This window comes from Amycolatopsis aidingensis (assembly GCF_018885265.1).
In the GTDB taxonomy this organism is placed as follows: Bacteria; Actinomycetota; Actinomycetes; order Mycobacteriales; family Pseudonocardiaceae; genus Amycolatopsis; species Amycolatopsis aidingensis.
Map to the genome: position 1 here is coordinate 3,807,795 of NZ_CP076538.1, position 20,282 is coordinate 3,828,076.

Annotated in this window: 14 protein-coding genes and 1 pseudogene; 6 read left to right on the forward strand and 9 right to left on the reverse strand. The window is 69.3% G+C overall.

Going from position 1 to position 20,282, the window contains the following annotated elements; genetic code table 11:
* Positions 1–23: 23 nt before the first annotated feature.
* On the forward strand, positions 24–797 hold the full coding sequence (locus KOI47_RS17370) for a helix-turn-helix transcriptional regulator (protein ID WP_216216969.1): 774 nt from the start codon (positions 24–26) through the stop codon (positions 795–797).
* 22 nt (positions 798–819) lie between these two features.
* Here KOI47_RS17370 and KOI47_RS17375 read toward each other — a convergent pair whose 3' ends face one another.
* The 3 genes from KOI47_RS17375 to KOI47_RS17385 all read right to left on the reverse strand — a co-directional run bounded on the left by KOI47_RS17375 (position 820) and on the right by KOI47_RS17385 (position 3,612).
* Entirely contained in the window at positions 820–1,914 is a 1,095-nt protein-coding gene (locus KOI47_RS17375) for a carboxymuconolactone decarboxylase family protein (RefSeq protein WP_216216970.1), read from the reverse strand.
* 31 nt (positions 1,915–1,945) lie between these two features.
* The gene (locus tag KOI47_RS17380; protein ID WP_216216971.1) at positions 1,946–3,331 is read right to left on the reverse strand and encodes a cytochrome P450; all 1,386 of its coding nucleotides are present in this window, start codon (positions 3,329–3,331) and stop codon (positions 1,946–1,948) included.
* 143 nt (positions 3,332–3,474) lie between these two features.
* Positions 3,475–3,612 (reverse strand): hypothetical protein, encoded by a 138-nt coding sequence (locus KOI47_RS17385; protein ID WP_216216972.1) that lies wholly within the window; start codon positions 3,610–3,612, stop codon positions 3,475–3,477.
* A 17-nt stretch (positions 3,613–3,629) separates the two neighbouring features.
* Between KOI47_RS17385 and KOI47_RS17390 the strand changes: the two genes are divergently transcribed.
* Positions 3,630–5,177: a GMC family oxidoreductase gene (locus KOI47_RS17390; protein ID WP_216216973.1), complete on the forward strand. Its 1,548-nt coding sequence runs from the start codon at positions 3,630–3,632 to the stop codon at positions 5,175–5,177.
* 83 nt (positions 5,178–5,260) lie between these two features.
* Here the strand turns inward: KOI47_RS17390 and KOI47_RS17395 are convergent, their stop codons facing one another.
* From KOI47_RS17395 to KOI47_RS17405, 3 genes are all read right to left on the reverse strand, one after another.
* On the reverse strand, positions 5,261–6,130 hold the full coding sequence (locus KOI47_RS17395) for an SDR family oxidoreductase (RefSeq protein ID WP_216216974.1): 870 nt from the start codon (positions 6,128–6,130) through the stop codon (positions 5,261–5,263).
* On the reverse strand, positions 6,127–6,735 hold the full coding sequence (locus KOI47_RS17400; RefSeq protein WP_216216975.1) for a carboxymuconolactone decarboxylase family protein: 609 nt from the start codon (positions 6,733–6,735) through the stop codon (positions 6,127–6,129). The genes KOI47_RS17395 and KOI47_RS17400 overlap by 4 nt, the downstream gene beginning before the upstream one ends.
* 108 nt (positions 6,736–6,843) lie before the next feature.
* On the reverse strand, positions 6,844–8,058 hold the full coding sequence (locus KOI47_RS17405; RefSeq protein WP_216216976.1) for an ABC1 kinase family protein: 1,215 nt from the start codon (positions 8,056–8,058) through the stop codon (positions 6,844–6,846).
* 301 nt (positions 8,059–8,359) lie between these two features.
* Here KOI47_RS17405 and KOI47_RS17410 point away from each other — a divergent pair, with 301 nt between their 5' ends.
* The gene (locus KOI47_RS17410; RefSeq protein WP_216216977.1) at positions 8,360–8,827 is read left to right on the forward strand and encodes a winged helix-turn-helix transcriptional regulator; all 468 of its coding nucleotides are present in this window, start codon (positions 8,360–8,362) and stop codon (positions 8,825–8,827) included.
* Positions 8,828–8,938: 111 nt separating this feature from the next.
* Here the strand turns inward: KOI47_RS17410 and KOI47_RS17415 are convergent, their stop codons facing one another.
* Together KOI47_RS17415 and KOI47_RS17420 are read right to left on the reverse strand one after the other, a co-directional pair.
* Positions 8,939–9,976 (reverse strand): RnfABCDGE type electron transport complex subunit D, encoded by a 1,038-nt coding sequence (locus KOI47_RS17415; protein ID WP_216216978.1) that lies wholly within the window; start codon positions 9,974–9,976, stop codon positions 8,939–8,941.
* Between the two features lie 5 nt (positions 9,977–9,981).
* Positions 9,982–11,940, reverse strand: coding sequence for a CRTAC1 family protein (locus KOI47_RS17420; protein ID WP_408629917.1), 1,959 nt, complete (start codon positions 11,938–11,940; stop codon positions 9,982–9,984).
* 562 nt (positions 11,941–12,502) lie between these two features.
* Here KOI47_RS17420 and KOI47_RS17425 point away from each other — a divergent pair.
* The 3 genes and pseudogenes from KOI47_RS17425 (at position 12,503) to KOI47_RS17435 (ending at position 19,320) form a co-directional block, all read left to right on the forward strand.
* Positions 12,503–18,318 (forward strand): annotated as a pseudogene (locus tag KOI47_RS17425) (type I polyketide synthase).
* Positions 18,318–18,788, forward strand: coding sequence for an acyl-CoA thioesterase (locus tag KOI47_RS17430; protein ID WP_216216979.1), 471 nt, complete (start codon positions 18,318–18,320; stop codon positions 18,786–18,788). Before KOI47_RS17425 ends, KOI47_RS17430 begins: the two are co-directional and overlap by 1 nt.
* Before the next feature lie 79 nt (positions 18,789–18,867).
* Positions 18,868–19,320 carry a flavin reductase family protein gene (locus tag KOI47_RS17435; RefSeq protein ID WP_232376876.1) on the forward strand — a complete coding sequence of 151 codons (453 nt, stop codon included), beginning with the start codon at positions 18,868–18,870 and terminating at the stop codon, positions 19,318–19,320.
* Positions 19,321–19,550: 230 nt separating this feature from the next.
* Here KOI47_RS17435 and KOI47_RS17440 read toward each other — a convergent pair whose 3' ends face one another.
* On the reverse strand, positions 19,551–20,273 hold the full coding sequence (locus KOI47_RS17440) for a TetR/AcrR family transcriptional regulator (RefSeq protein WP_216216981.1): 723 nt from the start codon (positions 20,271–20,273) through the stop codon (positions 19,551–19,553).
* Positions 20,274–20,282: the final 9 nt, after the last annotated feature.

The following is a 20,282-nucleotide window of genomic DNA, read 5'->3' on the forward strand; positions in this document are numbered from 1 at the left end:
GTAAGCCGAATGGAGGAACTGTTGTGCAGGAAGCGGTAGAGAGAGCCATAGCCGCGATGTGGGCTCGTTATCACGAGCCGCTTTCGCTGGCCGATATCGCGGACACCGCAATATACAGCAAGTTCTACTTCTCCAGGGGCTTTCGGACGCTGACCGGAACCTCGCCGGGACGGTTCCTCACCGCGGTTCGGCTCACCAAGGCCAAGCAGCTGCTGCTGGAGACCTCGCTGAGCGTCACCGACATCTCCCATATGGTCGGTTACCACAGCCTTGGCACGTTCACCCGGCGCTTCACCCGCAGCGTCGGCGTCTCGCCCGCGCGTTACCGCGCGCTGTCGCATGAAGGGCAACTGGCCCTGTCGGCGACCGCCACGGCCGCCCGTGAGAACCGGCCCGCGGCGGTGTGCGGGTGGGTCGAGGTGCCTGCCGGTGAGGTCCCCGTACGGGTTTACGTGGGCGCCTTCAAGGACCCCATCGCGCAAGGGATCCCGATCGCCTGCGATATCCGCGACGGCTCGGGGCCGTACCAGCTCGACGCGGTACCGGAGTCGCCGTACTACATCCGCGTCGCCGTGGTGGCGGTCCGCGATCTCGATCCCCGCCCGTGGGAACGCAGGCCCCTGTTCGTCGGCGCCGCCGAGCCGGTCGCTGTCCCGGCGAACCGGACCGTGGAGCTGAACATCGAGACCAGGCCGATCCGCCCGCTGGACCTGCCCATCCTGCTCGCGCTGCCCGAACTGGACAGTCGCACCCTGCCCGAGGTCGAGCTGGCGACGCCGTCGGCAGCCTCCCAGTAACCCCGGTCCGGCCGCGCGGCGCTCACCGCGCGGAGGACTCCGGCGGGAAGGACCGATCCGGGACGGCCGGGGGACCGGAGGAAGGAACCGCCATCCAGCTCCCGGCGCGCAGCGCCGCGGCGAGGCTCGCCCAGGACGTCAGGTCGATCAGCGCGCGGTCGGCAGGCAGCTGCGCGCGGAAGTCGTCGAGCACCGGCTGGTCGATCTGGTAGGAGGCGAGCGCCGTCAGCAGTGCCAGCCTGCCTGCCGGGCGCCGGTCCCCTGGCAGGGCGGCGACCGCGTCCTCGACCCAGGCCCTGCTCGGTCCGATGGGCCTACCGTCCCACCGTGCCAGGTGCTCCGACACCAGCTCGCGCACCTCGGCCGGTATCGAGCGGCGACCCGCCGCCTCGATGACCGCGGTGCCCCGCGCGTAGGCCTCGGCGATCGCCGGGTTGCCTGCCGACCACCCGAGCTCGGGGTGCGGCGGCGCGGCCGGCAGCAGGTCCAGCGAGGCACCGGCCCGTGGCCCGCCGCGCTCGGCCGACTTGATCAGCCAGACCAGCACACGGCGCACCACACCGAGGGTGGCCGCGGGCGCGAAGGGTGGTAACGGCGCCTCGCCGAGGAAGATGTTCACCATCCGGTTGAGGTACTGCAGGATCACCGCGGTGCCGACCATCTCGGGAGCCTGCTCGGCGGGGAACGGCACCGGATGGCCTGCGCCGCCGTCGCTGACCGCGTTCGCGGTGGCCCACTCGGCCGCCGCGCGGGCCGCGGGGTCCGGGATCGCGCCCTCCCGGTAGCCCACCAGGTCGGCCAGCATCGAGGAGTGCATCGTGACGCAGAACGGGCAGCTGTTGCCCGCGGAGACCGCGGTGGAGACCGCCTCCTTGTGCGCCCGCGGCGCCGCCCCCGGGACCAGCAGGGTCTCGCGCAGCATCAGCCAGCAGGCCGCCATGACGTCCGGTGCGGGCGCGTGCAGCACGATCGGCGGCGCCAGCACGCCGAAGTCCCGCTCGATCTCGCGGTAGACCCTGGCCACCTCGCTCCCGGCCGCGCGGAACCGTACCGCGCGTACCTGCCGCACCTGCGCGGTGGAAAGGTCCCGCAGACCGGCCCGTACCACTGCTTGCATCGACCTCATCCCTTCGCCGGGAACCCGGTAGTCATCCGGCTGGCTGGACCGTCATCGGCAGGCCACCACGCACCCGCAGGGTCAGCATCGGTTCGGGGCGTACCTGGTAGCCCGGTGCGGTGGCGAGCCGCAGCTCGCGCGCGACGTAGGCGGTGACGATGGTGGCCTCCAGCAGTCCGAGGCTGCTGCCGACACAGACCCGGGGGCCCGCGCCGAACGGGATGTAAGCGTAGCGCGGGCGGGTGGCCGCGCGGCTGGAGTCGAACCGGTCCGGATCGAACCGGTCCGGGTCCGCCCAGAACGCCGGGTGCCGGTGCAGGGTGTACGGGCAGAGCAGCACCTCCGCCCCGGCCGGCACGGGGTATCCGCCGATCTCGTCGGCCGTACGGGCCTTACGCGGCAACAGCCACACGGCCGGGTAGAGGCGCATCACCTCCTGCAGCACCATGGTGGTGTAGGACAGCCGGTGCAGGTCCTCGTAGCTGGGCGGGCCGTCGCCCAGTACCTCCACCGCCTCGGCATGCACCCGTTCCCACACCTCCGGATGCCGGTCCAGGAGGTAGAAGGTCCAGCTCAGCGTGCTGGCCGTGGTGTCATGTCCGGCGAGCAGCAGGGTCACCAGCTCGTCCCGCATCCGCTGGGCCCGCACCCGGGCTTCGGATTCCCGCCCGGTGGCCTCGACCAGCCGGGACAGCACGTCGCCCCCGTCGGAGGTCGGGTTCGCCGCGCGCTCCTCGGCCAGCCGGGCGACAATGCGGTCCAGTTCGGCGCGGGCGCGGCGGAAGCGTCGCTGCTTGGGCAACGGGACCCAGGTGGGTACCGCGCTCAGCGACATCATCTCGAACATCGCCTGGTCCTGGACCGCCTCGAAGGAGTCCCCAATGGACTCGTACACGCTCAGGTCGGCGTCCAGCAGGGACCGGCCGAGGACGCCCAGGGTCAGCCCGGTCATCTCCTCGCGAATGTCCACCGGCCCGCCACCGGCGTGCTTGCGCAGCCTGGTCACCAGGCCCTCGGCCTCCTGCGCGATCGCCTCGGTCTTCCCTGCGATCCGCTTGGCCTGGAAGGCAGGCTGGATGGTCTTGCGCTGGGCTTTCCACAGCTCGCCCTCACTGGTCAGCAGGCCGTCGCCGAGCGCGCGCTTGGCGTGCGTAAGGCCGATGCCCTTGACGTAGTTGCCCGGGTTGTCGGCGAGCACGTACTTGGCGTGGTCGGGATGGTTGAAGAAGTGCAGCGACTTGGGGCCCAGGCGCAGCCGGACCGCGTCGCCGTACCGGCGCGTCACCGAGGTCATCACCGAGAGCCGGTCCCTTGCCATGCTCGCCAGCAGGTTCAGCGTCGCGCGTCGCGGTGGCCCGGGCAGGACCCGGCCGGGAGTCCGGGCACGGTGTCCACGCGCCCGCCAGGTGCTGGGCATTTGTTGGCTCCCTTCGCCCGCTGCATTCGGCCGCAGCGACTCTGTTCACAGCGTCGGCCCGTGCCGTGGCTGGCGCCTACTCCGATGTTGCGTACCGGGCCCTGTTCCCGGCTCCGGCGCAGCGCAAGGGCATGATCGGACAGCTACGGCCGCCCGCCGTTGTCCGCCAGTGCGCTGCCGGTACGGGTGCGGGCACGCGGGCAACGCGCGAGAAGCAAGGTCACCTCGGCCGGTGCGACGCTCAGCGTGCGGTCGCAGAACCCTGCGCCCGAAGCGCTCACAACCTGCGAGGATTGCTATGACGGCTCAGTACGACGACATCATCCTCGGCGCGGGATCGGCCGGGATGGCGCTCGCGGCCCGGCTGACCGAGGATCCCGCCCGGCGCGTGCTGCTCTTGGAAGGCGGCCCGGACTACGTGCGGCCCGAGGAGACGCCGGAGGACATCTTCTACGGCCGCACGATGTCGTTCGTGGACCACGACTGGACCTTCCGCGCCGACGTGCACGACGGCCGCAAGATCCGGTACCCCCGGGGCAAGACCACGGGCGGTTCGTCGGCGGTCGGGGCAACGGTGGGGTTGCGTGGTGTCCCCGCCGACTACGACGACTGGGCCGCGGCCGGCAACCCGTCCTGGTCCTACGAGCGGGTCCTGCCGTACTTCCGGAAGCTGGAGCACGACCTCGACTTCGGCGAGGACGAGTTCCACGGGGGTGACGGTCCGATGCCGATCCGGCGCTGGCGGCCGGACGAACTTGCGCCGGGGCAGACGGCGTTCGTGGAGGCCTGCCTGCAGGCGGGTTTCCCGGAGACAGCCGACCACAACCATCCGGAGTCCACCGGCATCGGGTCGATCCCGTCCACCCGGCCGGACGCGGTGCACCGGGCCACCACCGGCACGACCTATCTCCGGATGGTCCGGGACCGGGCGAACCTGGAGATCAGGGCACACACCATGGTCGATCGCGTGGTGTTCGAAGGGACGAAGGCGGTCGGTGTGCTGGCGGCCACGGCGGGCGGTGGCTACGAACGTGTCGACGGCCGCCGGATCATCCTGGCCACCGGCGCGGTGGCCTCGCCCGCCATCCTGCTGCGTTCCGGCATCGGTCCGGCCGAGGACCTGCGGCGGCTGGGTGTCGAGGTCCGCGCGGACCTGCCGGGGGTGGGCGCGAACCTGGTGGACCACCAGCGCACCGGTGCCTTCCTGGTGCCGCAGCCCGGGGCCACGGACCCGACCGAGGCCTTCCTGCAGGAGATCCTGCGGACCACCTCGCCGGTCACCGGGGACTTCAACGACCTGCAGTACTACATGGTCAACCATTTCGATCTCACGCCCTTCCCCGAGCTGCAGATGCTCGCTGGCGCCACCGAGATCCTCGGGGTGATGGTGGTGGCGCAGCGACCAGGCTCCCGGGGCCGGATCACCCTGCCCTCCGCCGACCCGGCTGCCCAGCCCACGATCGAGCTGAACTTCCTGGACGACGAGCGCGAGATGGACGTGCTGGTGGACGGGGTCCGCACCGCATGGCGTCTGGCGCACCATCCGGACATCCTGAAGCTGGGGCAGGGCTTCGTGGTGTTGCGCGAGGCGACCATCGACAACGACGACATGGTGCGGCAGTACGTCAAGACCAGTTTGGACAGTGCCTATCATCCGGTTGGTACGGTGCGGATGGGCCCGTCCTCCGATCCGGACACCGTGGTGGACGAGCGCGGTGCGGTGCATGGCATCGAGTCCCTCTACGTCTGTGACTCGTCGATCATGCCGAGCACGGTGCGTGCGAACACCAACCTGACCTCGATCATGATCGGGGAGCGGACCGCGGACTGGCTGCGCGAGGACTGAGCGCTGGTGCCGAGCGCGTAGCGGAGTGGCTCCGGACCGGGAAGGGTCCGGAGCCACTCCGCGTCCGGTGCCGGAACAGGCTCTCAGGGCTGCGGGAAGAACCGGGTGAGGAACACCTCCCACGCCCGGTCGCCGAAGACAGCCCGCTGCGGTCGCAGCAGCCTGGTCGGGAGGCCGAGCCGGTACCGGATCCGTGGCCTGCGGGCGGTGAGGGCCTTCTCCACGGTCTCGGCGACCTTGGTCGCGCGGGTGGCCGTCCTGCCCCTGCCCTTGGGCCGCTCGACCTCGCGGTATGCGCCGTGCCACACCACGAAGCGCTCCCAGAACTCGGCGTACAGGTCGCTGTCGGTGTCCAGATCCAGGTCGCCCACCGTGGTCGGCACGAACGAGCCGAGAATCGGCGACGGCTCGACGATCGCCACCTTGATCCCCCAGGGCGCGACCTCCTGCCGCAGCGAGTCGCCGATGGCCTCCAGCGCATGCTTGGTGGCCTGGTAGTAGCCCCGGCCAGGGGTGGCGAACAGGCCGAAGATGGAGGACATCATCACGATCCGGCCGGACCGCTGCTCGCGCATTCCGGGCAGCACCAGCTGGGTCATCCGGGACAGGCCGAAGAGGTTGGTCTCGAACTGCTTACGCACCTGCTCGATCGGGGTCTCACCGATGGTGCCGTTGAGGCTGTAGGCGGCGTTGTTGACCAGTGCGCCGACCGCCCCGTGCTCCTCGGTGATCCGCTGCACTGCGGCGGCCATCGACTCCTCGTCGGTGACGTCCACGCGCAGGGTGGTGATGCCCTCCTCGGCAAGGTCCTTCAGGCCATCCAGGTTCCGCCCGGTGGCGTAGACGGGCCAGCCTGCCCGGTGCAGGCGCAGCGCGGTGGCGCGGCCGGTGCCGGAGGACAGCCCGCTCTGCGAGCTGACCCCGGTGATCAGGACCGCGCGCGAGGGGCTCACGACTCACCTCCGGAAGGGACCTCGAGCTGGGAGATCCGGCTCGCCGCCACCGAGGCGCCAAGGCCGAGGCCGTCCACCATGCGGGTGATGAAGTTGAACATCGAGGCGGTGAAGAACCCCTCGAGCAACTCCTCGGCGCTCCAGCCCGCCTCCTGTGCCTGTTCCCAGTCCTCGTCGCTGATCTTGTAGGCTTCCCGGCTCAGCTTCGTCAGCAGCCGTAGCAGCACCTTGGTGCGCTCGTCCACCGGCAGGTCGTCCACGGTCTGCGCGGACTCCACGGCCTTGGCGATGTGCTCGGGGCCGCCGAAGGCCTGGAAGAAGAAGTTGTGCGTGCCGACGCAGTAGGGGCACTGGTTCACCTTCGAGGTCCAGGCGGAGATCAGCTCCCGGGTCTGCCGCGGTAGCACCCCGTCCAGATACATCCCCTTGTACCCGGCCACGACCGCCTCGAGCAAGTCCGGCCGGGTGGACACCAGGCGGAACATGTCCGGGACGAACGGCAGGTTCGTCGCGCTCTTGACCTCTTCGTACAACTCGGCCAGGCGCCCGCTGGCCTGACCCTCCTCGATCAGCGGAACCCGCACGTGGGTGCTGACGTCATTCATGTTCTACTCACCTTTCAACAGCGGATGCGGCATCACGGGGGATATTGCGACGGCGCAGGACCGGGACGGCCTCGGCCTGGAAATCGACATCGGCGTCGAAACCTTTGATCATGCCCTCGATAACCAACAGGGAGAGCAACGGAAAAGCGAACTCCGGCGCGGGGAAGAGACCGAATCTACGCTGCAGGTCGAACAGTTTTCCGGCGAAGTGCGCCAGGTCGAACTCGCCGGACTTCGCCCCGAGGACTCCGCGACGAGTTCGCTCAGCCCGTCGCGGAAGCCCTGGAGGTCGGAGTCCTCGGCGACCTGTGCGGCGCTGTCGATCACGATCTGCGCACACATCCGGCCGTCACCCATCGCCATGTTGATGAAGAAGTCCGCGAAGGAGCGGCGTACCTCGTCGGGCAGCCGGATGACGAAACCGGCGTCCAGCAGCACCAGGTCGGCACCGCGGTCGAAGTACAGGTTTCCGGGGTGCAGGTCGCAATGGACCAGGCCGTCCACGAACAGCATCTCGTAGATCGCTGCCAGTACGGCGCGCACGACCGCGCGCCGGGTGCCGGGGTCCAGCTCGCCCGGCTCGAAGCGCTCGAGGTCGCTGATGTACTCCATGACCACGGTCTCGGCCGTGCACAGCCGCCGCACCGGGGCCGGAATGCGCACGTTGCCGAACCCCGCGAGGTTCGTGCGCAGGATGGCCAGCGACTCGGCCTCGGCCGCGAAGTCCAGCTGTCGCAGGATTGCGCCGCCGACCTGGGCGTGCATGAGCTTGAACGGCATCCTGCGCAGCCGCGGCAGGACGCCGAGCGCGGTCATGGCCGCCGCGGTCAGCGTGAAGTCCTGCCGCATCACCCGCTCGATGCCGGGGCGCCGCACCTTGACCGCCACCCGGTGCCCGTCCAGTGTCACAGCCTCGTGCACCGTGGCGATGCTGCCGCAGGCCAGCGGCTGCCAGTCGAACTCGCGGAACGGCCATGGCCGGTCCCGGTAGGCGTGCCGGACGGCACGCTCGATCCGTCGCCTTGCCGGCGGCCGGGCGGCGTCGGTGAGCCGGGCCAGCGGGGCGGTGAGCTCCTCGGGGAGCAGGTCACGCCGGGTGCTCAGCAACTGGCCGATCTTGATGTAGGAGGGGCCGAGCCGGGTCAGCATCCTGACCCACAGGTCGCCGTGGCGCAGGCCGCGCCCACCGTTCGAGCGGCGCACCCGGGCGCCGATCGCCGAGCCGGCGATCAGCAGGCCGTAGGCGAGGACGATGGTGCCGACCCAGCCACAACGCAGCACCAGACCGGGCAACCGGACCAGGCGACCGGTGATCTGCTTCAAGATCGCTCCCTGGGGTCGGGTTCACCATGGCGACGGAGGTGCCGCCCGACCTGATCGTCTCGATCCGGCTGTTACGCGGACAACTTTTTCCGTGCCCTCGGTGCCTTTATTCGGAACGCGCGATCAGTAGGAGCCCGGTTCGATTCTGTTTCTCGAATCATTGCCGTGCGGAGTTCCGGCGATTCCCGCGCCCGGTGGCGGCGCCGGACCACCCGGCACGTGACCGCCACCACGGCCCGCTAGCAGTTCGACTTGCATTACGCAAGCCCTGTCTTGCTAGTATTGGGGTGTGTTGGGTCGGATGTACGAACGTGAGAACTGCTCGGCGGCGCGCGCCCTCGAGCTGGTCGGCGAACGCTGGAGCTTGTTGATCATCCGCAATGCCGTCTTCTCCGGCATGAAGCGCTTCTCCGAGTTCGAGCGCCGGCTCGGCATCGCGCCGAATATCCTCGCCAAGCGCCTGGACGGCTTCGTGTCCGACGGGCTGATGGAGCTGCGGCCTGCCGAGGACACCGCGGGCGCGCACGACTACGTGCTCACCCACAAGGGTCGTGAGCTCGGGCTGGTGATCATGGCGCTCACCGAGTGGGGCGACCGGTGGGCGGCGCCGAAGGGGCCGCCGGTCTACTTCGAGCACGACACCTGCGGCGGCAGGGTGCACGTGACGGCCGGTTGCGAGGAATGCGGGCAGGCACCGGCCGTGGCCGAGGTTGGGGTCGTCCCCGGGCCCGGTGCGAACGCGGAGCAACGCAAGCGCCGCCGCACGTGACCCGAGGTGGCTGGGCCAGGCCGCCTCCGGTGGAAGCGGCCTGGCCGGGCAGCTGCAGCGGGCGGATCGGATGACGGGTGCCGGTGTGCGGGCCGCATCCGAAGCGCCTGGCTAAGGTGTCCGCACTATCTTGTTTCCGTCACGTGCCGTGGCCTGCTGAGCGGGCTCGAGCGCGACCGGGGTCCCGCCGTCACCGTTCGATGAGGACGCTGCCGCCTCTTCGGCTCGCTGCGCTGCCTCCCGCTCGTCCCTGGCCTTGTTCGCGAAGTGCAGACTCCACAGGAACAGGCCGCGAATGAGACACACGATCGCGGTGGCGAGGAACAGGCCGTACGCGACATGCGCCATCATCAGGAAGCCGTAGATCAGCGCGACACCGGCACCGAACGCGATTTGTGAACCTGGTTTCGAAGGGCTCGTTCCGGGGTCCGTCACCATGTAGTTGGTGAACAGCACGAAGGCGATACCGGTCATCGTCGCCAGGCCACCGGGGATCGAGACGTCGAAGATGATGCCTCGGATGATCGCCTGCAGGGCGAAGGTCACCAGCCACGCACCGATCAGCCACAGCCTGCCGGTGAGCTTGCCGTTCAGCATGGTTCCCGCGGCCACGATGATCGCCGGGATCAGCCAGTCGATCCACCCGTCGACGTTCTCGCTGAAGTGATACGGCGGGGCGATGCTCATCCACGGGAAAAGCAGCAGCAGCACGGTGATACCCCAGTTCGAGGGGTTCATGAAGTGCCGCATCTTCCCGCGCACCGGGGCGCGCAGTACCCACTTGGTGGCGACAGCGACCACCACACCGAAGATCAACACCCAGGCCCGGTCGTTGACGTAGATCAGCATGTTCACCGCGAGGCTGGTGATATGCGCGGGATAGAGGAACTCGACCATGCCGCGCATGCCGTTGCCAAGGAACCGCGGTGCCCGGTTCTCCACGCGCGCCCCGAGCATCTCGAGGCCGATCTCGACCGTGTAGCCGGTGGCCAATGCGATGAAGGGCCAGATCCACGGCTGCTCGAAACCGAGCAGCGCGTAGCCGAGGATGTTGAACACCGTGATCGATATCGCGAAGTTGCGTAACGCGACGATGACCTTCGGATCATGCCGGGGCGGGGCCGCGGTGCTCGTTGTCTTGTCCGTCATGTGGTTCATTTCTCCTTGGCCTGCGACCCGAGCTGGATCGTGTGCCAGCCGGGCCTCAACTTGAGGTCCTGCTCGTGCAGCTGCCCGGTGCGGTCACGCCACTGCAGGTGCGCCTCGACCGGGCCACGTACGTCACCGAGGCCGATGTGCACCTCGTTGCTCCGCTTGCCCGCGTGGCCGCCGCCACCGTCGACGCGGTCGACGAGCTTGCGCCCGTCCGGCGTGGTCACGGTCACCTGGGCGCCGACGACGGGCGAGCCGGCCGCGGGCATGGCGCCGTCCGCGTTCGGGGTGTCGTGCAGGAGACGCAGGCCCAGGAAGGAACCGGGGGAACCGGCCTCGTTCTGGTAGAAGACCGGCTGGGCCCACTGCCGGGCCACCGCGAAGTCGAGCCTGCCGTCCCCATCGGAGTCGGCCGTGGCGATGCCCCGGGTCGGCACCGGCACGTCGAGCCCGAGGTCACCGGAGAGGTTGGCATAGCTTCCTTCACCATCCGGGGCGTAGAACGCCAGGCGCTGGTTGCCTGCGATATCGTCGCCGTGGTTGACCCTGGGCCACCAGAACGGGTTGGCAAGCAGCTGGTCGTTGGCGGTCGCCAGCTCCTGCAGCTGCGGCCAGCGGTTCACCTGGCCCTTGACGAACCCGGTTGCCTGGGCGATCTCCGGCTTGCCGTCGTTGTTGAAGTCGTCGATCTTCACGTCCCAGCCCCAGCCGGACCATGCCGTGCCCGCCGGTGCGCTGGCATCCTTGAACGGTGGAGTACCCTCGGCCAGCTGGGTGCGCACCTCGGCCTTGTCCTCGGCCGTGTTCATGAACTGGAAGTTGCTCTCCTGAATACCCCAGGAGGTGGTGATGTTGCTGACGTACATGTCGTACAGGCCGTCACCGTCCAGGTCGCCGAAGTCGACTCCCATACCCTTGAACGAGTCGATCCCGACCTGCTTGGACTTCGGGATGGTCGCCGAACGGACATCGCTGACCACCGAGAACTCGATGTTGCCCGGGGTGGACTTGTTGTAGAGCAGGTGATCGGGACCGAAGTCGTTGGCAAGGTACAGTTCGGGAAGGCCGTCGCCGTCCAGATCGTTGGCCGCCGCCGCGAGCTCCCAGCCCTTGGACACGTCCACCGAGAGCACGTCATCGAGCTTCTGGTAGCTCACCGTCGGGTCGCTGCCCGCCGTCCCTTCGGTCCAGCGGAAGAAGTAGTCCTCCCCGCCGTTGTGCGCGGCCGACAGCGAGTGGTTCATCTCGACACCGCCCGCGACCTCCTCGTTCAGCACCGGGCTGTGCGGGAAGTAGTTGGTGATGAGGATGTCGCCGTGCCCGTCACCGTCGAAGTCGTCGTAGGCGACCGCGTTGGAGTTCCACTGCGGACCGTCGTACACCGGACCGGTTGTGCCGGGTACCAGTTCCGTTGGCCGGAAGGCGGCGTTGCCCAGTGCGGTGGCGTCGGTCTTGGCGAGGAAGATGATCGGAGTCCGGCCCCAGTAGTAGACCAGCAGGTCGGTCCGGCCGTCCTCGTTGAAGTCGCCGGGCAGGCAGCCCATCGGCGCGATGTCGTCGTTCATCGGCAGCGAGCCCGGGTCCAGTGCAAACGGGGCGTACCGGCCGGCGTTCGCGTCCGGCGCGGGGGTGACCACCACCTTGTCGATACGCGGGTCGCTGATGCACAGGTCGTTGGGCAGGCCGTCGCCGTCCACGTCGTTCATGGCGATCGCCGCACCGACCGAGGAGATCCAGGCGTCGATATGCTTGTAGTCCTGGTTCACCTCGCGGATCTCCTGCTGCGGGAAACCGCTCGGCATGGCAACGGACTTGGGCGAGAAAGCGTACTCTTCGGCGAGATTCGCGGTTTCAGCAGCGGAGTGCGTCGATGGTTGCGCGACGACGAACACGGTCGCCATCAAGGCGAGCGCAACTACTCCGGTTAGCTGCCTGCGCAACCAGCCAGCTGCGAAATTCACTGACTAACACCTCCAGGACACGACATGGCCGGCAGCGCGTCGCCGCCCTCATTCAGATACGGACACATCGCCATCGGCGAAATTTCTGGGCACACTTGCTGAGTTGCCTGCTTGTGTCCATTCGAGCGTCACAGACCGCATCATGTGGAGGCCACTCTGATCGTGCTCGCTGCCGGACAGGCATCCGTTCCCGGGGTGGAAGCCACTGCGGACGGGGACGACACAATGAGAGAAAATCAGCGGAATCTTGCCTTCGCGACCCACGGCCGATCATGTAACGTACGTTGTCAGTATACCCCGCGAGCCGATCTCCCCGATAGCCCTTCTGGTCGGTCGCACGGCAAAAGAAGTTCCTGCTCGTGGTTTCATAACGTTCTTATGGAATTGCACCACCGTGGCCAAATCGAATCACGCCGTTATGCAATAAAGGCTGGTCACGGACATCCGAGGGCACAATCAAAGATGACGCCGCGATCATGGCTCGCCAGGCTGGATCCGTGTGGAAATCACCGTATCGACGGTGGGCGTCGAAAACACCGATATCTCGGAAGGACCGAGAATTATGACGAATACGCGAATTGCGATCGTCGGAATTGGCTTGAAGTACCCGGACGCGAATTCGCCGGGTGAGTTCTGGGACAACCTGCTTGCCGGCCGCCGCGCATTTCGGAACCTCCCGGATGAGCGGATGAACAAGGAGGACTACTGGGCGGAGGATCCCGCCGCGCCGGACCGGTTCTACTCCAGGAAGGCCGCGGTGCTGCGCAACTACGAGTTCGACCGGGTGAAGTACCGGGTCGCGGGCAGCACCTACCGCTCGACCGATCTCACGCACTGGCTCGCGCTGGACGTGACCGCGCAGGCGCTGGCCGACGCCGGGTTCCCGGACGGCGCCGGCCTGCCGAGGCAGTCCACCGGCGTGGTGATCGGCAACAGCCTGACTGGCGAGTTCTCCAGGGCCAACCTGATGCGGCTGCGCTGGCCGTACGTGCGCCGCACGGTCGCCGCGGCGCTGGCCGACAAGGGCTGGGACAATGACGAGGTCGGCGAGTTCCTCGCCGGGCTCGAGCAGCAGTACAAGGCGCCGTTCCCGCCGATCGACGAGGACAGCCTTGCCGGCGGGCTCGCCAACACCATCGCGGGCCGGATCTGCAACTACTTCGACCTGCACGGCGGTGGCTACACCGTGGACGGCGCATGCTCCTCCTCCCTGCTTTCGGTGACCACGGCGGCGAAGTCCCTGGTCGAGGGTGACCTGGACGTGGCGATCGCGGGTGGGGTCGACCTGTCCATCGACCCGTTCGAGGTGATCGGCTTCGCCAAGACGGGAGCGCTGGCCACCGGTGAGATGAAGGTCTACGACCGCGACTCCAACGGGTTCTGGCCGGGGGAGGGATCCGGCGTCGTGGTCCTCATGCGCGAGCAGGACGCGCTGGATCAGGGCATGCGGCACATCTACGCCTCGATCGCGGGCTGGGGCGTCTCCTCGGACGGCAAGGGCGGCATCACCCGCCCCGAGGCCAGCGGGCACCGGCTCGCCCTGCAGCGGGCCTACCACCGCGCCGGATACGGCGTGGAGTCCGTCTCCTACTTCGAGGGCCACGGAACCGGGACCGCACTGGGCGATGCCACCGAGATCGAGGCACTGTCCTCGGCCCGGCGCGACGCCGACCCCGCGGCGCGCAAGGCCGCGCTCAGCACCGTGAAGGGCAACTTCGGCCATACCAAGGCCGCTGCCGGGGTGGCCGGCCTGATCAAGGCGGTGCTGTCGGTGTACCACCAGGTCATCCCGCCGGGCACCGGCCAGCAGGAACCGCACCCACTGCTGACGGCCGAGGACGCGGCGATGTACGTGCCGCAACAGGCCGAGCTGTGGCCGAAGGACCAGCCCATCCGGGCCGGCGTGTCGGCGATGGGCTTCGGCGGGATCAACACGCACATCACCGTCGAGCAGCCGCGCAACGTCGAGCGCAAGACCGGCATCTCGCCCGGGGTGACGGACCTGGTAACCGGCAGGCAGGACGCCGAACTGTTGCTGCTGGACGCCCCGGACGCCGCGGGCCTGCGGGACCGGGCGGCTCAGGTCGAGGGGCTGACGGGCAAACTCGCCTTCGCCGAGCTCGCCGACCTCGCGGGCACCCTCGCCGGTGAGCTCGCCAGGTACCCGTGGCGGGCCGCCGTGGTGGCGACCAGCCCGGACGAGGCGGGCGAGAAGCTGGCCAAGCTGATCGCGATGCTGGACTCCGGGCAGGAGCGGATCTTCGCGCCGAACGAGGGGATCTTCGTCGAGCACGCCTCCGCGGCACCGCGGATCGCGTACCTGTTCCCCGGCCAGGGCTCGGGACGTGGGGCCGTCGGCGCGATCCGGCGCCGGTTCCCGGCCGCGGAGAACGTCTTCGCCACCGCCGGGGTGTCCTCGACCGGCGACCAGGTGGCCACCGAGGTCGCCCAGCCCCGGATCGTGGCCGGTTCCCTTGCCGCAACCCGGGTCCTGCACAGCGTCGGCATCGACGCCGATATCGCGGTGGGGCACAGTCTCGGCGAGCTGACCGCGCTGTCCTGGGGCGGCGCGATGGGCGGCCACCAGCTGCTGTCGCTGGCCCGCATCCGGGGCAGGTCATGGCCAGCGCCAGTCGCGGCGGCGGCACGATGGCCGGGCTCGGCACCGGCCCGGAAAAGGCCAGGGAACTGGCCAACGGTCTTGGCGTGGTCATCGCCGGATACAACGGGCCGGAACAGACCGTCGTTTCCGGTTCGGTCGAGTCGGTGGAACTGGTGTGCAAGAAAGCGACGGACGAGGGAATCACCGCGGCGCGCATCAATGTGTCGCACGCATTCCATTCGCCCTTCGTCACCCCTGCGGCGGACGGGATGACCGAGCGGCTCGCCGAGATGTCCTTCGCCGCCCTGACCCGCCCGGTCGTGTCGACGGTGACCGGTGCCGTACTCGAGTCGGACGTCGACGTGCGCACCCTGCTGCGGGACCAGGTCCTCGAGCCGGTGCGGTTCCACGAGGCCGCGGCCCGCGCGGTCGAAGGCGCCGACCTGGTCATCGAGGCCGGGCCCGGCCGGGTGCTCGCCGGGCTGGTCGGCCAGATCTCCCCGGACACGCGGGTGTTGTCGGTGGACACCGACAACGCCTCGCTTGGCCCGCTGCTGACGGTGATCGGTGCTGCCTTCGCCGCGGGTGTCGCGGTGGACCCCACCGTGCTCTTCGCCAGGCGGGGCATCAAGCCGTTGCCGGTGGACGCGGAGTTCAGCTTCCTCACCAATCCCTGCGAGACCGCGCCCGAGCTCAGTGCGGACGTGGTGACCACGGCGGCCGCGGCGGCACCCGGCGCTCCTGCCATCGAACCCGAGGCGCAGGCCGGTGCCGAGCAGGTCTCCACCATCGAGTTGCTACGCAAACTCGCCGCCGAGCGGGTGGAGCTTCCGCTGGAGGCGGTCTCCGCGGACACGCATCCGCTGGACGACCTGCACCTGAGCTCCATCACGGTGGGCCAGCTGGTGAACGAGGTGACCAAGGAGCTCGGCAGGCCGCCACTGACCGCGACGCCGAACTTCGCCACCGTGCGGATCGGTGAGCTCGCCGAGATCATCGACCAGCTCGCCGACACCGCACACGAGCAGGACGCCCCCGCGCAGGAGGCGCCCGGCGTGGCGGCCTGGGTGCGCCCGTTCGCGGTCACCCATGTCGAGCGCCCGCACCCGCCGGCCGAGGTCGGCAGCGTGAGTGCCGCGGGTCAATGGTCGGTCTTCGCCCCGGAGGGCCATCCGCTGGCTGAGCCGCTGACCGGCGCCCTTTCCGGTGCTGGCCTCGGGGACGGCGTGCTGCTCTGCCTGCCCGCCGACTGCGACGAGACACACGTCGGCCTGTTCCTCGATGCGGCAAGGGCGGCGCTGACCGCACCCCGGCTGGTCGTGGTGCAGCAGGGCCTCGGCGCTTCCGGCCTGGCCAGGACGTTGCACCTGGAGAACCCGTCCACCACGACCACGATCGTGGAGCTTCCGGAGGTCACCCCGGCCGGCCAGGAGGACCTGCGGCTGGCGGTGACCAGGGTCGTCACCGAGGCGCGGGCGACGAACGGGTTCGCCGAGGTGCGCTACGACGCCGAGGGCAGGCGGCTGGTCCCGGTGCTGAACCCGGTGACCCCGGCGGAGTCCGGGCAGGCCCAGCTGGGCGCGGACGATGTGCTGCTGGTGACCGGCGGCGGCAAGGGCATCACCGCGGAGAGCGCACTGGCCATCGTCGCGGACACCGGGGCCGGCCTTGGCCTGCTCGGGCGCAGTGATCCAGCGGAGGACACCGAGCTCGCGGCCAACCTGGCCCGGCTGGACGCGGCAGGCGTGCGTTACCGCTACGCCCAGGCCGACGTGACCTCGCCCGAGGCGGTCTCCCAGGCCGTGACCGAGATCCAGAACGAGCTCGGCGACGTCACGGCGGTGCTGCACGGGGCAGGGCGCAACGAGCCGGAAGGCCTGGCCACGTTGTCCGAGGAGACCTTCCGCCGCACGCTCGCACCCAAGATCACCGGGCTGCGGACCGTGCTGGACGCGGTGGACGGGGACAAGATCAAGCTCCTGGTCACCTTCGGCAGCATCATCGGCAGGGCCGGGCTACGTGGGGAGGCGCACTACGCCACAGCCAACGACTGGATGACCGAGCTGACCGTGCGGTTCCAGCGGGAGCACCCGGCAGCGCGGGTGCTGGCCCTGGAATGGTCAGTCTGGTCCGGCGCGGGCATGGGGGAGCGGCTCGGTGTGGTCGAGGCCCTGATGCGTGACGGGATCACGCCGATCTCCACCGACAGCGGGCTGGAGTTGCTGCGTAAGGTGCTGGCCGACCCCTCGGCCGGGCCGGTGCTGGTGATGAGCGGCCGCAGCGGCGACCTGCCGACATTGACCCTGGAGCGGCCCAGCCTGCCGCTGCTGCGTTTCGTGGACCGGGTCAAGGCGTACTACCCGGGCATCGAACTGGTCACCGAGGCGGACCTGGCCCCGGGCAGCGACCCGTACCTCTCCGACCACGAGATCGACGGCGACCTGCTGTTCCCCGCGGTGCTCAGCATGGAGGCGATGACCCAGGTCGCCTCGGTACTCAGCGAGGACGAAGGCAGGCCGCTGCTGGAGAACATGGAGTTCCTGCGGCCCATCGTGGTGCGGCCGGACGGGCAGACCACCGTGCGGATCGCCGCGCTGGTCACCGCGCCCGGTGTGGTGGATGTGGTGATCCGCAGCGAGGAGACCGGCTTCGGCACCGACCACTTCCGGGCCACCCTGCGCTGGCCGCGCCCGGAGCTGCCAGCCGAGCACCACCCGGTCGCGGCGGAGCTGCCCGCCGTGCCGGTGGACCCGGCGGCCGAGCTCTACGGCGGGCTGATGTTCCAGGGCAAGCGGTTCCAGCGGTTGATCGGCTACCGGAGGGCGAACGCCCGGCACGCGGTCGCCGAGATCGCCGCGAGCCCGCAGCCCGGCTGGTTCGCCACCTTCGTACCACAGGACATGCTGCTCGCCGACCCCGGCACCCGCGATGTGGCCATGCACGCGCTGCAGTGCTGCGTCCCGGACGCCACCCTGCTGCCGGAGCGGATCGAGCGGCTGTACCTGACCCCGGCAGGCGGCGAGCAACCGGAGTACGTGGTGCTCGACGCCAGGGAACGGGAGCAGGACGGGGACAGCTACACCTACGACGTCGACCTCAGCTCGCCCTCCGGCACGCTGCTGGAGCGCTGGGAGGGGCTGACCCTGCGTGCCGTGCGCAAGAACGACGGCAGCGGTCCGTGGGTGCCGTCCATGCTCGGCTCCTATCTCGAGCGGACGCTGGAGCGGGTGCTCGGTGGTAGCCGCGCGGTGGTGGTCGAACCCGACCCGGCCGACGCCGAGCAGGCTGCCGGGGGCACCGAGCGGCGCGCGCAGACCCAGCTCGCGATGAGCAGGGCGCTCGGGCGGCCGGTCGAGTTGCGGTACCGCCCGGACGGCAAGCCGGAGACCGAGGACGCCACGGTGTCCGCCTCGCACGGTGAGGGCCTCACCATGGCCATCGCGGGTGCGGGCAGGCTGGCCTGCGATGTCGAGGCCGCGGTGGACCGTTCCGATGACGACTGGGCCGCGCTGCTGGGCGCGGCGCAGTTGCCCGCACGGGACCTGTTGCGCGGCAACGAGGAAGACGCGGTGGCGAACACCAGGGTCTGGGCCGCGCTGGAGTGCCTGCGCAAGGCGGGGGCCACCACGCAGGCGCTGACCGTGGGCAAGATCCATGACAACCGGTGGGTGCTGCTGTCCGCGGGGGACACCACGGTCGCGACCTGGGTGACCCGGATCGAAGGCAGGCCCGATCCCATCGTGTTCGCGGTGCTCACTGGAAAGGAAGGACGCTGATGGCCGGCTACTACGAAATACGGCACACCATCGGATTCGAGGAGACCAATCTCGTCGGCAACGTGTACTACGTCAACTACCTGCGCTGGCAGGGACGGTGCCGGGAGATGTTCCTGCGGGAGAAGGCGCCCGGCGTGCTGGCCGAGCTGCAGGACGACCTGAAGCTGTTCACGCTCAAGGTGGAGTGCGAGTTCTACGCCGAGATCACCGCCTTCGACGAGCTGGCCGTGCGGATGCGGCTGGAGGAGCTGACCCAGACGCAGATCCAGTTCAGCTTCGACTACGTGCACCTCAAGGAAGATGTGGAGTTCCTGGTGGCCAAGGGCAGGCAGCGGGTCGCGTGCATGCGCGGGCCCAATGCCAGTACCGCGCCGTCCAGGGTGCCGGAGGAGCTCGTGGCCGCACTCACCCCCTACGCCGAGTCACGCGACGCCGCCAGGGCGTCGGTGATGACCGCCGCGGGGGGATGAGATGAGCGACAACGGGTATACCGGGGCCTCGACCGTCCAGGCCGACCAGACGGCCGAGCCGGTGTCGCTGCGGGAGGCGATGGCGCAGCTCGCCACCGGGCTCACCGTGCTCACCGCACCCGGTGCGCGCATCCATGGCATGACGGCCAACGCCTTCACCTCGGTATCGCTGGATCCGCCCCTGGTGTTGTGCTGCGTCAGCCACACCGCGCGGATGCATGCGGCGATCAAGGAGGCCGGCTGCTTCGCGGTGTCCATGCTGGGCGCCGACCAGGAGGAGCTGGCCCGCTACTTCGCCGACAAGCGCAGGCCGACCGGGGCGGCCCAGTTCGACACCGTGGACTGGGTGGCGGGCCCGCACACCGGTGCCCCGCTGCTGTCCGGTTCGCTCGCCTGGCTCGAATGCGAGGTGACCGAGGACTATGCGGGTGGCGATCACTCGATCTTCGTCGGCAGGGTACTGAGCTCGCTACGGATCACCAGGCAGCGGGCGCTGGTGTTCTACAACGGCGGTTTCCACCGGGTGGCGTAGCGGCAAGGACGGCGGCCCGCCGCACCGAACCAGGTTCGGTGCGGCGGGCCGCCGCTGTGCGGAACGAAGGAACGGGCTCCGGCGCCGCACCGGAGCCCGCAGACCCTGAACGTGGCTTTCGCGACGTCAGACGTCTCGGATGTGCCGTTCGCGACGTTGAGCGTCCTGATCGCCACGTTCAGGGCATCCGCGGCGGGGGCGCGGGTGTAGTGGCGAGGTGCTGGGCGGCGCTAGTGTCGGCAGAGGCCGCTGGCGGCCCGGCTCCTGGCGGCCGCGGCGGCGGTGGTCGATCCCGACCTGCCGAGGAACTCGGTCTCGAAGCGCATCCGGGCCTCGGCCACCGACCGGGCCGCTGCCTCGGGGTCGTCTCCGGCGCCGATCATCAGGCGTACCAGCTGGATCTCGAAGCAGTGCTCGGCGTTCCATGGCTCGACCAGGTAGTCGCCGAGCTCGAGGGTGACCAGCCCGTGCGTCGCGAACCACATCTGATGGGCGATGAGGTCGTCATCCAGCGGGCTGAACCGGCCCACGGACACGCACCGGCTGGCGCACTCCACGACATTCGACAGGGTGTACCGCCCGTGCTGCCGGTCGTCCTCGGATAGCGAGAAGCCCGCGAGGGAGGAACCGCCGAACATGACCGCGTACAGGTGCGGATTCGACAGGGCGTTGTGTCGGTAGGCGTGGCCCAGCAAGGCCATATCGGCTACCGGGTCCTCGGTCTTCGCCACGCTGGTCATGTACTCCTGCAGGCGGGCGAACCCCTCGTAGACGATCTCCCTGACCAGCCCGCTCATCCCGCCGAAATGGGTGTAGACGCCCATGGTCGAGCTGCCCGCTTCGGCTGCGACCCGGCGGGCGGACAGGGCGCTCGGCCCCTCCTCCGCGAGCAACCGTGCGCCGATCTCGATGAAGGATTGCCGGGCTTTTGGATCAGACCTGCGAGGACTCATACAACAGGC